At 62.9% G+C, this 12789-nt stretch carries 20 protein-coding genes and 1 tRNA gene; 13 read left to right on the top strand and 8 right to left on the bottom strand.

Annotated elements, in window-relative coordinates:
- Positions 1 to 2: 2 nt before the first annotated feature.
- Both D4Q51_RS01795 and D4Q51_RS01790 read right to left on the bottom strand, forming a co-directional pair.
- On the bottom strand, positions 3 to 758 hold the full coding sequence (locus D4Q51_RS01795) for a fatty acid desaturase (RefSeq protein ID WP_120076017.1): 756 nt from the start codon (positions 756 to 758) through the stop codon (positions 3 to 5).
- Positions 759 to 840: 82 nt separating this feature from the next.
- Positions 841 to 1260, bottom strand: a complete 420-nt coding sequence (locus D4Q51_RS01790; protein WP_120076015.1) for an acyl-CoA thioesterase — start codon at positions 1258 to 1260, stop codon at positions 841 to 843.
- Between the two features lie 98 nt (positions 1261 to 1358).
- On the opposite strand from D4Q51_RS01790, the gene leuC reads away from it, so the two are divergent.
- The 10 genes from leuC to D4Q51_RS01740 all read left to right on the top strand — a co-directional run bounded on the left by leuC (position 1359) and on the right by D4Q51_RS01740 (position 8368).
- Entirely contained in the window at positions 1359 to 2801 is a 1443-nt protein-coding gene (gene leuC / locus D4Q51_RS01785; RefSeq protein ID WP_120076013.1) for a 3-isopropylmalate dehydratase large subunit, read from the top strand.
- Complete coding sequence (locus D4Q51_RS01780) at positions 2788 to 3282, top strand: DNA-deoxyinosine glycosylase (protein WP_120076011.1); 495 nt, start codon at positions 2788 to 2790, stop codon at positions 3280 to 3282. Before leuC ends, D4Q51_RS01780 begins: the two co-directional genes overlap by 14 nt.
- 38 nt (positions 3283 to 3320) lie before the next feature.
- Complete coding sequence (locus D4Q51_RS01775) at positions 3321 to 3479, top strand: LPXTG cell wall anchor domain-containing protein (RefSeq protein ID WP_120076009.1); 159 nt, start codon at positions 3321 to 3323, stop codon at positions 3477 to 3479.
- On the top strand, positions 3479 to 4084 hold the full coding sequence (leuD, locus tag D4Q51_RS01770) for a 3-isopropylmalate dehydratase small subunit (protein ID WP_120076007.1): 606 nt from the start codon (positions 3479 to 3481) through the stop codon (positions 4082 to 4084). Before D4Q51_RS01775 ends, leuD begins: the two co-directional genes overlap by 1 nt.
- 51 nt (positions 4085 to 4135) lie before the next feature.
- Positions 4136 to 4459 carry a DUF1476 domain-containing protein gene (locus D4Q51_RS01765; RefSeq protein WP_120076005.1) on the top strand — a complete coding sequence of 108 codons (324 nt, stop codon included), beginning with the start codon at positions 4136 to 4138 and terminating at the stop codon, positions 4457 to 4459.
- 4 nt (positions 4460 to 4463) lie between these two features.
- Complete coding sequence (locus D4Q51_RS01760) at positions 4464 to 4697, top strand: BolA/IbaG family iron-sulfur metabolism protein (RefSeq protein ID WP_162925094.1); 234 nt, start codon at positions 4464 to 4466, stop codon at positions 4695 to 4697.
- Between the two features lie 35 nt (positions 4698 to 4732).
- On the top strand, positions 4733 to 5074 hold the full coding sequence (grxD, locus tag D4Q51_RS01755; RefSeq protein WP_120076000.1) for a Grx4 family monothiol glutaredoxin: 342 nt from the start codon (positions 4733 to 4735) through the stop codon (positions 5072 to 5074).
- A gap of 79 nt (positions 5075 to 5153) precedes the next feature.
- Complete coding sequence (locus D4Q51_RS01750) at positions 5154 to 6035, top strand: hypothetical protein (protein WP_120075998.1); 882 nt, start codon at positions 5154 to 5156, stop codon at positions 6033 to 6035.
- A gap of 7 nt (positions 6036 to 6042) precedes the next feature.
- Positions 6043 to 6660: an SOS response-associated peptidase gene (locus tag D4Q51_RS01745; RefSeq protein WP_120075996.1), complete on the top strand. Its 618-nt coding sequence runs from the start codon at positions 6043 to 6045 to the stop codon at positions 6658 to 6660.
- A gap of 328 nt (positions 6661 to 6988) precedes the next feature.
- Entirely contained in the window at positions 6989 to 8368 is a 1380-nt protein-coding gene (locus tag D4Q51_RS01740) for an NAD-dependent succinate-semialdehyde dehydrogenase (RefSeq protein WP_120075993.1), read from the top strand.
- Between the two features lie 18 nt (positions 8369 to 8386).
- On the opposite strand, the gene D4Q51_RS15590 is transcribed toward D4Q51_RS01740, so the two are convergent.
- Together D4Q51_RS15590 and D4Q51_RS01735 are read right to left on the bottom strand one after the other, a co-directional pair.
- Complete coding sequence (locus D4Q51_RS15590) at positions 8387 to 8548, bottom strand: hypothetical protein (protein WP_162925093.1); 162 nt, start codon at positions 8546 to 8548, stop codon at positions 8387 to 8389.
- Between the two features lie 80 nt (positions 8549 to 8628).
- Positions 8629 to 8705, bottom strand: a tRNA-Arg gene (locus tag D4Q51_RS01735).
- Between the two features lie 57 nt (positions 8706 to 8762).
- Here D4Q51_RS01735 and D4Q51_RS01730 point away from each other — a divergent pair.
- Positions 8763 to 9470, top strand: a complete 708-nt coding sequence (locus tag D4Q51_RS01730) for a queuosine precursor transporter (RefSeq protein ID WP_120075991.1) — start codon at positions 8763 to 8765, stop codon at positions 9468 to 9470.
- A 21-nt stretch (positions 9471 to 9491) separates the two neighbouring features.
- Here the strand turns inward: D4Q51_RS01730 and D4Q51_RS01725 are convergent, their stop codons facing one another.
- Genes D4Q51_RS01725 through D4Q51_RS16005 form a run of 3 tightly spaced genes read right to left on the bottom strand, consistent with a single transcriptional unit; the run spans position 9492 to position 10002 of the window.
- On the bottom strand, positions 9492 to 9713 hold the full coding sequence (locus tag D4Q51_RS01725; protein ID WP_120075989.1) for a PspC domain-containing protein: 222 nt from the start codon (positions 9711 to 9713) through the stop codon (positions 9492 to 9494).
- Complete coding sequence (locus D4Q51_RS16010) at positions 9710 to 9832, bottom strand: hypothetical protein (protein WP_276309481.1); 123 nt, start codon at positions 9830 to 9832, stop codon at positions 9710 to 9712. The genes D4Q51_RS01725 and D4Q51_RS16010 overlap by 4 nt, the downstream gene beginning before the upstream one ends.
- Positions 9833 to 9873: 41 nt before the next feature.
- Entirely contained in the window at positions 9874 to 10002 is a 129-nt protein-coding gene (locus D4Q51_RS16005) for a hypothetical protein (protein WP_276309480.1), read from the bottom strand.
- A 234-nt stretch (positions 10003 to 10236) separates the two neighbouring features.
- On the opposite strand from D4Q51_RS16005, the gene recF reads away from it, so the two are divergent.
- Complete coding sequence (recF, locus tag D4Q51_RS01720; RefSeq protein WP_120075986.1) at positions 10237 to 11322, top strand: DNA replication/repair protein RecF; 1086 nt, start codon at positions 10237 to 10239, stop codon at positions 11320 to 11322.
- Here the strand turns inward: recF and D4Q51_RS01715 are convergent.
- Entirely contained in the window at positions 11319 to 12059 is a 741-nt protein-coding gene (locus D4Q51_RS01715) for an arylesterase (protein WP_120075984.1), read from the bottom strand. The two genes, recF and D4Q51_RS01715, sit on opposite strands and share 4 nt — an antisense overlap.
- 27 nt (positions 12060 to 12086) lie before the next feature.
- On the opposite strand from D4Q51_RS01715, the gene D4Q51_RS01710 reads away from it, so the two are divergent.
- Positions 12087 to 12788, top strand: coding sequence for an ABC transporter ATP-binding protein (locus tag D4Q51_RS01710; RefSeq protein ID WP_120075981.1), 702 nt, complete (start codon positions 12087 to 12089; stop codon positions 12786 to 12788).
- Position 12789 lies beyond the last annotated feature (1 nt).

Below are 12789 nucleotides of genomic sequence, written 5' to 3'. Positions count from 1 at the left end.
GCTCAGCTCCGTTTGGGTTCCGCAAGCCCGCGGCGGCAACTCGGCAGCGCCCACCACGGCGTCTGCGGAAACCTGTGATGCTCGTGATGATACCCGAAATGGAAACAGGTTGCGAGGCTGACAAGGGGCGAAAAGGCGTCGGACCGAGCGTTGTGCCGGTCGGCAAAGCCGTCTGCGCGGTGGCGATGCGGGCGATAGGTGCCGAAATAGAACAGCTGCATGCTCGATGCGATGGCAGGCAGGCCGAACACCAGCACGATCTGCGCCATGGGCACGCCCACCACCAGCCAGTAGATCGTGACAATGGTGGAAACGTACAGGACCGACTGCCAGCCGAAGTAGCGAGTGAGAAAGGTGTAATACCAGCGCCAGAAGCTGCGCGGGTTGGCGTGGTCGAAATCCGGATCGCTCTCGCTGCCGGGATGGCGGTGGTGATCGAAATGCGCGTCCCGCATCCGGCGCCAGCCGAAGCCTGCGTAGAGGAACAGCAATCCGCCGCCGATGGCACCGTTAAGGCGCGGCATTCCGGGCGCGAGGGAGCCGTGCATGGCATCGTGGCTGATGATGAACAGCCCGACCGACAGCCAGCACTGAACCGCCGCGATGACAAGCGCCAGCGGAACGTTGCTCCAAGTGAGTTCGAATACGAAAATCGCGTAGATGTGCAAGGCCAGCCAGGCCGCGAAGATCAGCGCCGCAAGGCCAAGGCCGATGCCCGCCTGCGCGGCGCGCGCGATCACTGGCGTGTGCTGGCTCATCGTGGTGGGCCTTAGGCCAATTTCAGGCGCAGGCAAATGCGTCCCGTGGTCCATGTCTCTGGAGATGAGCAGTTCCGCCCGCTCAGAGATTCCGCGCGATGCCGAAGCAGCGCTCTGCCACGTCCTGATCGATGCGAGCGGGGCGATGGGTCTTGCTGTCGATGCAGCACCACATGGACTGGACTTCCGCCAGCACTTCCTCCCCGCGGCGAATCACGGTGTTATAGAAGCTGCGCGCGCCCTTGATCCGCTCCAGCACGGTCTCCGCAATCACGTCGTCATCGAGGAACGCCGGGCGGCGATAGGTGATCTCGTGCTTGATCGCGACCCAAGCCTTGCTCGCCACTTCCTCTGCCGGAGCGAGTTTCTGCCAGTGCTGCAGCACCACGTCTTGCACCCAGTTCAGGTAGCGTGAATTGTTCACGTGCCCCATGAAATCGATATCATCGGGCAGGATCTTGATCGGAATCGCGAAGGACTTGGGAGGCGCATTGGCTGACATAAGTGTAAGTTAGGCGTGAAATCTTAAATTTCCAAGACAGCAGAAACCGTTTTCTCGTAAATCTTGGCGGAATTGTCCCCGCGCGCTATCTGCCGCCCATGTCCAGCAAGCCACGCACCCTCTACGAAAAGATTTTCGACGCCCACGTGATAGAGCGCCGCGACGACGGCACCTGCCTGATCTTCATCGACCGGCATCTGGTGCACGAAGTCACCAGCCCGCAGGCGTTCGAGGCGTTGCGGATGAATGGCCGGACGGTGCGCCATCCCGAGCTTACCCTGGCCGTTCCCGACCATAACCTGCCCACCACCCCCCGGCTGGATGCGCAGGGTAATCGCGTGCCCATCGCCGACAAGGAAAGCCGCGAACAGCTCGCCGCGCTGGAGCGCAACGCGCCCCACTTCGGCATCCGCTATTTCGATGCGACGGCGCAGCAGCAGGGCATTGTCCACGTCGTCGGCCCCGAACAGGGTTTCTCCCTGCCCGGAACGACCATCGTCTGCGGCGACAGCCACACCGCCTGCCACGGCGGCCTTGGCGCATGGGCCTTTGGTATCGGCACCAGCGAGGTGGAGCACGTGCTCGCCACGCAGACGCTGCTGCTTCGCCCCTCGAAGACGATGGAAGTGCGCGTTGAAGGAGAACTCGGCCTTGGCGTCACCGCCAAGGACCTGATCATGCACATCATCGGCGTGATCGGGACGGCGGGCGGCACCGGCCACGTGATCGAATACCGGGGCACGGTGTTCGAGGAGATGAGCATCGAATCGCGCCTGACGGTCTGCAACATGAGCATCGAGGGTGGCGCACGCGGCGGCCTGATCGCGCCGGACGAGACGACCTTCGCCTACATCAAGGGCCGCCCTTTTGCGCCCACGGCAGACGAATGGGACGATGCCGTCGCCTACTGGAAGACGCTCTACACCGATCCCGATGCGACCTTCGACAAGTCCGTGGTGATCGACGCACGCGATGTCGAACCTTCCGTAACCTGGGGCACCAGCCCGGAGGACGTGGTGAGCATCGGCGGCGTCGTGCCGGCGCCGGAAGATTTCGCCGATCCCTCGAAGCAGGAAGCCGCCCGCGGCAGCCTCGAATACATGGGCCTCGAACCCGGCACCCGGATGCAGGACGTGGAAGTGCAGAACATCTTCATCGGTTCGTGCACCAACAGCCGCATCGAGGACCTGCGCGCCGCGGCCGAAGTGCTGCGCGGTCGCAAGAAGCATCCGAACATCAGGTGGGGCATCGTGGTCCCCGGCTCCGGCCTCGTAAAGATGCAGGCCGAGGCGGAAGGTCTGGACAAGGTTTTCACCGAGGCGGGCCTGGAATGGCGCGAGCCGGGCTGCTCTGCCTGCCTCGGCATGAACCCGGACAAAGTTCCCGCAGGAGAACGCTCCGCCTCAACCAGCAATCGCAATTTCGTGGGCCGGCAGGGTCCAGGCGCTCGCACACACCTCGTCTCGCCCGCCATGGCTGCGGCCGCTGCCGTGACTGGCCGTCTCACCGACGTGCGCGAATTGACGCGTGAGCCCGCGTAAGCAATCCTTTGCGGCCGTCGTCCGCCCGGAAACTCGGCTGCTGGTGCTTGGCAGCCTGCCGGGGGAAAGGTCGCTAGAGGCAGGCCAGTACTATGCCCACCCCCGCAACCTCTTCTGGAAACTGATGGAACAGGTGATCGACAGCGAACTTGTTGCGCTCCCCTACCGGCAGCGCCTCGACGCGTTGCTCGCGCACAAGGTCGGCCTGTGGGACGCAGTCCAGTCCGCGACGCGCAAAGGCAGCCTCGATTCCGACATTCGCGATGCAGAGGCGACCGACCTGCCCTCACTTGCGGCGACTCTCCCCGATCTAAAGGCCGTAGCGTTCAACGGGCGCGCGTCCGAAAAGACCGCACGCCCTCAACTGGCCCAGCTTGATCTCGCCCTGGTCGCCCTACCCTCCTCCAGCCCCGCCCACGCGGTGATGACTTTCGAGGAAAAGGCGCGGCACTGGGCAAAATTGCGACAATTCCTGTCCTGAATCTTGCAACCCTCCCGTCCCGAGAGCATTTGAACACCATGACTGACAAAATCCCCAAGACCGCCGCGATTGCAGCAGGTGCAATCGGCTCCGCCGCCGTTGCAGCAGCCCTGCTTTACGTGAACCGTCGCAAGAAGAAGAACGAGCCGAGCCAGCCCGGCCCGATTCCCAGCGGCGAGAAGCCGGAAACCGACTGATGGAGAAAGTCCGCCAGGTCGAAGGCCGCGCCATTCCGTTTGGCCGCAAGAACGTCGACACCGACGTGATCATCCCGGCGCGCTGGTTGAAGACGGTCAGCCGCGAGGGACTGGGCCAGGGCGCTTTCGAATCCGTGCGCGCCAATAACCCGGAAAACGTGTTCGACTCCGAGGAATTCGCCGAATCGCCGATCCTTGTCGCGGGCGACAACTTCGGTTGCGGCTCCAGCCGCGAGCATGCGGCATGGGCCTTGCTGGACCTCGGCATCCGCGCCGTGATCGCACCCAGCTTCTCCGATATCTTCGCAGGCAATGCGTTCAAAAACGGCATTCTCACCGTGGCCCTGCCGCAGGAACAGGTGGATCGCCTGCTGGAGGTGGCAAAGACGGACCCCGTTACCATCGACCTCGATAGCCAGACCGTGACCACGCCGTTCCAGGATCGTTTCGCGTTCGAGATCGATCCGTTCCGCAAGCACTGCCTGCTGGAGGGGCTGGACGAGGTGGGCCTTACCCTCACCCGCGAGGACGTGATTGCGCGTTACGAAAACCGCCTGACGAAGGACAAACCCTGGCTCGCGCGCGGCACCGGAGTTGCAGCCTGATCGCGGCTCGCGCTATCCATTGCGAGATTTCTCTTACAAGGACCGATTCACATGACTGATTTCAGGGACCGCGAACGCGCCGAAGAAGCCAAGTTCGCCATGGACGAAGAAACTGCCTTCAAGGTCGCCGCGCGCCGGAACCGGCTGGTTGGCGAATGGGCCGCGGGTCTGATGGACCTGACGCCGGAAGAAACCGACGCCTACAAGAAAGCGGTCGTCCAGGCCGATTTCGAGGAAGCGGGCGACGAGGACGTGATCCGCAAGGTGCTTGGCGACCTGACGCAGGCCGGCTGCGACGTGGATGAGGCGCAGGTGCGCGCCAAGCTGGAAGAAAAGGCCATCGAGGCCCGTCGCCAATTCATGAGCGAGTCCTGATCCGATGCCAATGCCCGCTGCTCAGATCGAAGCGCTCATCAAGGCCGCCATTCCCGACGCGACGGTGGAGATAGAGGCGCTGGTGGATGATAACGACCACTGGCTCGCCCGCGTAACCTCTGCCGAATTCGCAGGGAAGAATCGCGTGCAGCAGCACAAGATGGTGTTTGCCGCGCTGGGCGATCGCATGGGCGGCGAGCTTCACGCCTTGCAACTGCATACCAGCGTTCCCAACTGAGGCCTGACAGTTTTTAGCAATTCCCGGTGGGACAGATGACCGATACGAACGCCAATACCAACGAGCGCATTGCCAAGATCGTCGGCGATGCCGACGTCGTGCTTTTCATGAAGGGCACTCCGCTTTTCCCGCAGTGCGGTTTTTCCAACCGCGCCGTGTCGATCCTCGACCACTGCGGCGTCGCTTTTGACAGTGTTGACGTGCTGCAGGACATGGAAATCCGCCAGGGCATCAAGGCCTATTCGGACTGGCCCACGATCCCGCAACTCTACGTGAAGGGCGAGTTTGTCGGCGGCAGCGACATCATGATGGAAATGTTTGAAGCCGGTGAGCTTCAGCAGTTGATGGACGAAAAGCAGGTCGCCAAGGCGTCCTGATCCGGATGGACCGGTCGGGTCCGTTCCCATTCACATTAAAATGCCTAGTCTCCGGGCGAACGATTCGCCTGGAGACCGCATGATCCGCACCCTTTTTCTTGCCGCCACCATCACTCTCGCTGCGCCGGTCGCAGCGCAGAATGCCATGCCCGCCGACCTGGCAGAGAGGGTGGCCGCAGCCCGCGTGGCGGAGGCGACCGCGCGGCAACTGATCGAAATGCAGGAAGCCAGCGCTGCTGCCCAGATGCAGTATCTCGGCATGACAGGTGCCGAATTCGGCGATGGCTATCGCGGAGCGGTCGCTTTCCCTTCCGAAGATTCACTGGGCGTCTGGAATGTCGTCCTCGTCGCCGCGCGCGGTGATGGAACGCAGGCCGATCTCTTCGCACTGGCGGAATACGAGGTCACGCAGGGTGAAATCCTCAGCGAAACTCTGCACGACGCGGGTTCCGAACCTGCGCTTTCCGGCACGGCGCTACAAATGGCCCGCGCGAAATACGTTGCACCGCGCGCGGTTATCGCCGCGCCCGACGCCGGCTATTGCCTTGAGGGCGAACCTGCGGCGGTGGGCTCGACCCATTCGGTCAGCTACATCCCGCTGGTGCTGCCTCCCGACGATACTGGCGCGATGGACGCTTACGTCCTGAATGGCCCGATTGCCGAGGGTTCGGTGCCGCTGGGCAAGCATTACCGCGTGAGCTTCGACGAATTCGGGCAGGTCGGCGATCCCGAGGTAGTCACCGACACCTGCGAGCTGATCAGCTGGCAGACCGACGATGCCGATCTCGCGAATAGCGTTTACGTCACCGAATATGACGGGCGCGCTGCGCCCAACGTGATCCACGCGTTCATTTCCGCCCAGTTGCCTATGAAAATGGGCGTTGTGACCGACGACATCATCTGGCCCATGGCTGGCGGGATGATTGCGCCGCCCGTGTCTGCCGCTGAAGCAGGATACTGAACCTGCCATGTGCAACCTCTATCGCATGTCGAAATCGCAGGATGAGGTCGCGCATTTCTTCGATGCGATTGCGCAGGACCTGTCCGTCGCGCCCGGAGGCAACGCGCCGGAGATGATCTATCCCGGCTACCCCGGTCTCGTTCTGGCCGAAGGCCAACTTCGCCAAATGATCTGGGGCTTCCCGCTCGCCCGAACTGGGGCGAAAGGCCAGCCCCTGAAGCCCAAGCCGGTTAACAACGCGCGCACGGACAGGTTGAAAAGCCCGTTCTGGCGATCGAGCTTCGAGAACCGCCGCTGCCTGATCCCTGTCTCCGACTTTGCCGAGGCCGAAGGGCCGAAGGGAGGCAAGACACGCACCTGGTTTTCCCTTCCTGACAGCCCACTGATGGCAGTGGCCGGTTTCTGGCGCGGCAGCACAGAATTCGGGGCGGCCTACACGATGGTGATGACCGATGCGAACGATCACGTTCGCGGCGTGCACGACAGGATGCCGGTGATCCTGTCACCCGGCGATTGGTCGACGTGGCTGGATAGCTCTCCGCAGGAGGCGTTTACCTTGTGCCGCCCCTTTGCCGGAGACATGCAGATCACGCGCACGGATGAGCCTTGGGCCGGTCGGCGCTAGTCTTCGCGATTTCAGGGGGGAGGTCTTCGGGGAGGCGGAGCCGGGAGACTTGGTTGGGGACCATTTGATCGGCCCCGCCTCATTCGAAGAACCAGTGGTTACGCCGATAACATTGCATGCCCCGTGCCAGTTTTGCCAAACCGCAGGGTCCCGCGCTTCACGATGGTTGACGGAAAGTTGACGCGGCTGGCACCTGTTAAAAATCCCGACAGCTTGCGACTCCCGCTCGCTTGGCCGCGCTGGCATACTGCTTTGGCCCATGGCTCGGACCTTTGCGTTCGCTCAGGCGTCTTTTCTTCAAAGCGAACTTTTGAAGGATTTGAACTCCATGGCCACGATCACCACCGTCAACCCCGCCACTGGCAAGAATATCGACACTTACGAGGAATTGGCCCGCGACGCCGCGATGGCCAAGGTCGATGCCTGTCACAAGGCCTTTACCAAGTGGAAGCTGAAATCGCGCGAGGACCGCGCCGAAACGATCAAGAGCCTGGGCAAGGCGCTCCGCGACAACAAAGAAGAGCTTGCCCAGCTGATGACCGAAGAAGTCGGCAAACTGATCAAGGACAGCCGCGACGAGGTGGAGCTCTGCGCCGCCATCTGCGATTACACCGCCGGTTGCGGCCCGGCAGAACTGGCGCCCGAACCGCGCGATCCGTCCAACGCCGGGCGCGGCATCGTGACCTACGAACCGATTGGCGTGATCTACGGCATCCAGCCGTGGAATTTCCCTGCCTACCAGGTGATCCGCTACGCTATTGCCAACCTGATGGCAGGCAACGGCGTGCTGCTGAAGCACGCATCGAACTGCACCGGCAGCGGCCTGATGATCGAGAAGATTTTCCGCGAGGGCGGCCTGCCCGAGAACCTCTTCACCGTGCTGGTAATCGATCACGACACCTCTGACGAAATCATCACGCACGACAAGGTTCGCGGCGTCACGCTGACGGGATCGGATGGCGCAGGCAAGCACATTGCAGAAGCTGCCGGAAAGGTGCTCAAGCCCACCGTGCTGGAGCTTGGTTCGAATGATGCCTACATGGTGCTGGAGGATGCTGACCTCGACCTGGCAGCAAAGGTCTGCGCCGAGGCCCGCCTGTACAACAACGGCCAGACCTGCATTAACGGCAAGCGCTTCATCGTGACCGAGAAGGTCTACGACGAATTCCTAGAGAAATTCGTTGCCCGTTTCGAAGCAGTGAAGACCGGCGACCCGACCGCCGACGACACCGACATGGGCCCGATGTCGCGGACGGACCTGCGCGCCGATGTTCACGAACAGGTTGAGAAGAGTGTGGCCAAGGGCGCAAAGATCGCGTGTGGCGGGAAGATCCCCGATGGCCCCGGTGCATTCTATCCCGCTACCGTCCTGACGGACGTCGCTCCCGGCCAGCCCGCTTATGACGATGAAATCTTCGGCCCGGTCGCCTCGGTGATCAAGGCAAAGGACGATGAAGACGCCATGCGGCTTGCCAACGACAGCCGCTACGGCCTTGGCGGCGGCATCCTGTCGAAGGACGAGGATCGCGCGATCGAGCTCGCCTCGAAGCACTTCGATACCGGTATGGTATTCATCAACGTCTACGGCGTGGCGGACCCTTCCATGCCGTTCGGCGGGGTGAAGAACTCCGGCTACGGCCGCGAACACGGCGGCTTCGGCATGCGCGAGTTCACCAATGCGAAGAGCATCTTCGTCGGCAGCGCGTGAGCCGGACCCTAATGCGCGTCAGCCGGTGAAAACCATGAGTCCGAACAGGGCAAGGCTGAAGATGCAGAACGGGATGGCCCAGCGGTTGTGCTGTTTGCGGTATCGGCCGATCTTGCTCTTGTCGGCCACTAGGTAGGCCAACAGGATCACGCCCGCGGCGCCAAGTATGATAGGACCCACGCCCGCCCCCCTGCAAAACCAATTCCGGTAAAGCCGGACAAGTAACGAGCCTGGCACCCTTGCCGGGCTCGTTACTTTTGTGGCGCGCCCAGCAGGAGTCGAACCTGCGGCCTCAGGATTAGAAGTCCCGTGCTCTATCCAGCTGAGCTATGGGCGCGTCCCATGGGCCTCTAGCCATATTTGCGGCCGGAGCAAATGGCGCTAGCACTCGCACATGGACAATTCCGCCTCGGCCCACGCGCGCTTTCGCTATTTCGATCTGGTGATGGCGGCCTTCGTCGTGGTGCTGGTGCTTTCCAATGTTATCGGCGCGGCGAAACTTTCGACCGTGGCCGGTTTCACCTTTGGCGCGGGCATCCTGTTTTTCCCGCTCTCCTACGTGATCGGCGATGTACTGACCGAGGTTTACGGATATGCGCGCGCACGCCGGGTGATCTGGGCGGGCTTTGCCGCGCTGGTCTTCATGGCCGTGATGAGTTTTGTCGTCGTGGCCCTGCCTCCAAGTGCAAGCTGGACGGGGCAGGAAGCCTACGAGCAGGTCTTTGGCCAGGTGCCCCGCATCGTCCTCGCCTCAATCACGGCGTTCTGGGCGGGCGAGTTCGTGAACTCCTACGTCATGGCGAAGATGAAGCTCTGGACCAATGGCGAGAAGCTGTGGACCCGCACCATCGGTTCCACCGTGGTGGGCCAGGGGGTGGACAGCCTGTTGTTCTATCCCATCGCCTTTCTCGGCGTTTGGGAGACGAGCGACGTGGTGCTGGTGATGGTAACGAACTGGGCGCTCAAGGTCGGCTGGGAAGCCGTGCTGACGCCAGTCACCTACCGCGTGGTCGGCTTCCTGAAGAAGCGCGAGGGCGTCGAGATTTTCGATACCGACACCAATTTTTCCCCGTTTGCGTCACGCGAAACGCGCGGGAGTTGATGGGCGAAATGGCCGCCGGCTTCAATCAGCCAGCAGCCAGATCGCGAGATAGATGAGGATGAAGCTGCCGAACCCGGCAACGGCCCCCACCAGGAATACCAGCCGAACGATCAGCGGGTTGATCCCGAAGTACTTGGCGATGCCGCCGCAAACCCCGGCGATCTTGCCGTCTGCATGATCGAGCCGGAAGTTCTTCGAGGATGCGGGGCGGACCGCGTTGTGATTGCTGTCGAACTTGCTCATGCCAGCAGGCCCACAACGCTGGTGGCGTTGGGATTGGCAAAGCTGCTCACCAGCAGGGTGAGAGTGACGGCAGCGGCGGCAAGGCCGGCCATCAGCTTGTTCTGGAATTCGTTGGTCATGTCAGCCTCCTTGAAAGTGTGGTGGTTACGGTTGCTCTGGATCAGGCGAGAAGGCCGGCAACGATGCTGGCCTGCGGCGTCGAGAAGCTGCTGACGAGGATCGTCGTGGTGACGACTACGGCAGCGAGAGCGGCGGAAATGCGAGCGGTGAAATCGTTTGCGAAAGTCATTTTGTTTCCCTCTTGTGTTAGATCAGAACTGTTTCGTCCCATGATCCAGACTTTGCAGAGGGCGTGCCAGTTTTGAAAAACCGCAGAATTCTGCCATTTCTGTTCAGCATCCAGAAAGGTTGCGCGAACAGCCAGACTACTATTTGGGATTTTACACCAACTTTGGGGATCGCTGATGCGACTGCATTTGCAGTGGCAAGCGCTGCCCTGCTGCAATAGTGGTGCGAGCCACCCATGGCGCTCGACCGCATCACCCTTTCAACTTTCCGCAACCACGCCGGAACGCAGCTGGACGACACGCGCCAGCTGAACCTCCTGGTGGGGGAAAACGGGGCGGGAAAAACCAACGTGCTCGAGGCACTGTCCCTTTTCGCGCCCGGTCGCGGGATGCGCCGCGCGGCCTTGTCGGACATGGCCGCGCAGGAAGGCCCCGGTGGCTTCGCAGCCAGCGTGTCGCTCGACACGGGCGATGGCGGAGAGCCTGTGAAGCTCGGCACCGGCATGGCGGCAGACCGGCCCGGCAGGCGCATCGTGCAGGTCAATGGCGCTGAAGCGACCGCAATCAGCCTTGGCGAATGGCTGGCCATGGGCTGGCTCACCCCGGCGATGGACCGGCTTTTCGCCGAAAGCGCGGGTGCGCGCCGCCGCTACATGGATCGCCTCGCCGTTGCGCTGGAACCTGGACACGCCCGCTACGCCAGCCGGTACGAGGCGGCGCTGAGGGAACGCAACCGCCTGCTCTCCGACGAGCGGGAGCCCGATCCCGCGTGGCTCGATTCCATCGAAGCACAGATGGCCGAAGTCGGCGCAGGTCTGGCGCAGGGACGCGCGCGGCTTGTCGGTGCACTGACGGGGCGGCTGGCGGAATTGCCCGAGGCACCCTTCGCCCGCCCCTTGCTCACTTACGAGCCGGGAGGTGAATTGGCGCGCGAGGGTCTGGCCACACAGTGGCGCGAAACTCGCGCACGCGATCGCGCGGCGCAGCGAACATTATCGGGGCCTCACCGGGACGAGCTGGGCGTCACGATGGCGGGCAAGATGATGCCCGCCGCCGAATGCTCGACCGGGGAGCAGAAAGCCATGCTCGTCGCCATTACCCTCGCCCATGCGGAACTCGCGGCGCGCGGGCGGCCCGGCGTGTTGTTGCTGGATGAAGTGGCAGCGCATCTAGATCCGGTTCGCAGGGAGGCGCTGTTCGATCGCCTTCGCGCAAGCGGAACACAGGTGTGGCTGACCGGAACCGAGCCTGCGCCGTTCGATGGCATACTGTCGGAAGCGGCCGCCTGGCGCGTCGAAGGCGGCAAGGTGGAGCGGTTCTAGCTCGCGTCTTCCTCAGGCAAGGCTTCCACAACGGCATCCAGCGTGGAAGCCACCATGTCCTCGATCCCTTCCGCAGTCGGATGGATACGATCGCCCTGCATCAGCTCGGGATCATCGAACACCGGCTCCATGAAGAAAGGCACCAGCGCTGTGCCGTACTGCTCGGCCAGCGCCGGATACATGCCGTCGAACTGGCCGACGTAGTCCGCCCCCAGGTTGGGCGGAGCGCGCATCCCCATGAGCAGGACCGGAATGCCGCGAGACTGCACTTCCTCGATGATCGCAGCGAGGTTCTCGCGCGTCTGGTCGGTGGAAATGCCGCGCAGCAGATCATTGCCCCCCAGCTCGATGATCGCGAGGTCGATGTCGGCATCGGCGTTGTCGAGCACGAAAGCGATGCGCTGACGGCCCGCCGCCGTGGTATCGCCAGATACGCCCGCGTCGATCACGTTGGCATTGATGCCACGCCCGCGCAGTGCGCGTTCGAGCACTTCGGGATAGCCCTGCTCTTCCTCGACATTGTAACCCGCCATCAGGCTGTTGCCGAAACCCAGGATTACGCGTTCCGGCCCCATCATGGGCAACGTGTCCTCGGCATGGACTTCGCTCGCTTCTGGAGCCTCGGTGGTGGGGGCTGGTGCCTCCGATCCGCAGGCGGCGAGCGCCAGCGCGAGAGGGGCGATGATCGACGAAGCGCGGATGGCGCTATGCCACCGACTTAGGACTGGCTTGCTCATACCCCATAGCTATGCCATCGCCGCCCAGTGACAAGTCCTGACACTGCCAAACCCGTCATCGCTGCCAAAGACCTGCGCCTTACCCTTGGTGACGGCGAGGCGGCCGTAGAGATCCTTCGCGGAATAGACCTCGACGTGATGCCCGGCGAAACGCTCGCTCTTCTCGGCCCTTCCGGCAGCGGCAAAAGCTCGCTGATGGCGGTGTTATCGGGGCTGGAGCGGGCCACGTCGGGCTTTCTGACAGTGGCAGGCGAGGATTTCACCGCGCTGGACGAGGACGCGCTTGCCCTCGCCCGCCGGGGCCGTATCGGCATCGTTCTGCAGGCCTTCCACCTCCTTCCCACCATGACCGCAGTGGAAAATGTGGCCACCCCGATGGAACTGTCGGGCGATAAGGCCGCGTGGGATCGCGCGGCGGAGGAACTGGTATCGGTCGGCCTTGGCCACCGCCTCACACATTACCCGGCGCAGCTTTCGGGCGGCGAGCAGCAGCGCGTGGCGATCGCCCGTGCCATCGCCCCGCGCCCTCCGCTGATCTTTGCCGACGAGCCGACGGGCAACCTCGATGCCAGCACGGGTGACAGCGTTGTCGACGTGCTGTTCCGCCGTCGCAGGGAAACCGGCGCGACGCTGGTTATCATCACGCACGACCGCCACCTTGCCGAAATGTGCGACCGGGTGGTGACGCTGGGCGATGGCCGGATCGCTTCCGATACGAAAGCGGCCTGAC

Source organism: Aurantiacibacter odishensis (genome assembly GCF_003605195.1).
Lineage (GTDB): Bacteria > Pseudomonadota > Alphaproteobacteria > Sphingomonadales > Sphingomonadaceae > Alteraurantiacibacter > Alteraurantiacibacter odishensis.
Note: the sequence above shows the minus strand (reverse complement) of the source record. Positions and strands in the feature narration are given on the sequence as shown.

Excerpts from the sequence above, each read along its gene's own strand:
- D4Q51_RS01750 (WP_120075998.1), top strand. The coding sequence starts at position 5,154 with ATGATCCGCACCCTTTTTCTTGCCGCCACCATCACTCTCGCTGCGCCG.
- D4Q51_RS01795 (WP_120076017.1), bottom strand. The coding sequence starts at position 758 with ATGAGCCAGCACACGCCAGTGATCGCGCGCGCCGCGCAGGCGGGCATC.
- recF (WP_120075986.1), top strand. The coding sequence starts at position 10,237 with ATGGCGCTCGACCGCATCACCCTTTCAACTTTCCGCAACCACGCCGGA.
- D4Q51_RS01730 (WP_120075991.1), top strand. The coding sequence starts at position 8,763 with ATGGACAATTCCGCCTCGGCCCACGCGCGCTTTCGCTATTTCGATCTG.
- D4Q51_RS01715 (WP_120075984.1), bottom strand. The coding sequence starts at position 12,059 with ATGAGCAAGCCAGTCCTAAGTCGGTGGCATAGCGCCATCCGCGCTTCG.
- leuC (WP_120076013.1), top strand. The coding sequence starts at position 1,359 with ATGTCCAGCAAGCCACGCACCCTCTACGAAAAGATTTTCGACGCCCAC.
- D4Q51_RS01765 (WP_120076005.1), top strand. The coding sequence starts at position 4,136 with ATGACTGATTTCAGGGACCGCGAACGCGCCGAAGAAGCCAAGTTCGCC.
- D4Q51_RS16010 (WP_276309481.1), bottom strand. The coding sequence starts at position 9,832 with ATGACCAACGAATTCCAGAACAAGCTGATGGCCGGCCTTGCCGCCGCT.
- D4Q51_RS01745 (WP_120075996.1), top strand. The coding sequence starts at position 6,043 with ATGTGCAACCTCTATCGCATGTCGAAATCGCAGGATGAGGTCGCGCAT.
- D4Q51_RS01775 (WP_120076009.1), top strand. The coding sequence starts at position 3,321 with ATGACTGACAAAATCCCCAAGACCGCCGCGATTGCAGCAGGTGCAATC.
- D4Q51_RS01740 (WP_120075993.1), top strand. The coding sequence starts at position 6,989 with ATGGCCACGATCACCACCGTCAACCCCGCCACTGGCAAGAATATCGAC.
- D4Q51_RS01760 (WP_162925094.1), top strand. The coding sequence starts at position 4,464 with ATGCCAATGCCCGCTGCTCAGATCGAAGCGCTCATCAAGGCCGCCATT.
- D4Q51_RS01725 (WP_120075989.1), bottom strand. The coding sequence starts at position 9,713 with ATGAGCAAGTTCGACAGCAATCACAACGCGGTCCGCCCCGCATCCTCG.
- grxD (WP_120076000.1), top strand. The coding sequence starts at position 4,733 with ATGACCGATACGAACGCCAATACCAACGAGCGCATTGCCAAGATCGTC.
- D4Q51_RS01790 (WP_120076015.1), bottom strand. The coding sequence starts at position 1,260 with ATGTCAGCCAATGCGCCTCCCAAGTCCTTCGCGATTCCGATCAAGATC.
- leuD (WP_120076007.1), top strand. The coding sequence starts at position 3,479 with ATGGAGAAAGTCCGCCAGGTCGAAGGCCGCGCCATTCCGTTTGGCCGC.
- D4Q51_RS16005 (WP_276309480.1), bottom strand. The coding sequence starts at position 10,002 with ATGACTTTCGCAAACGATTTCACCGCTCGCATTTCCGCCGCTCTCGCT.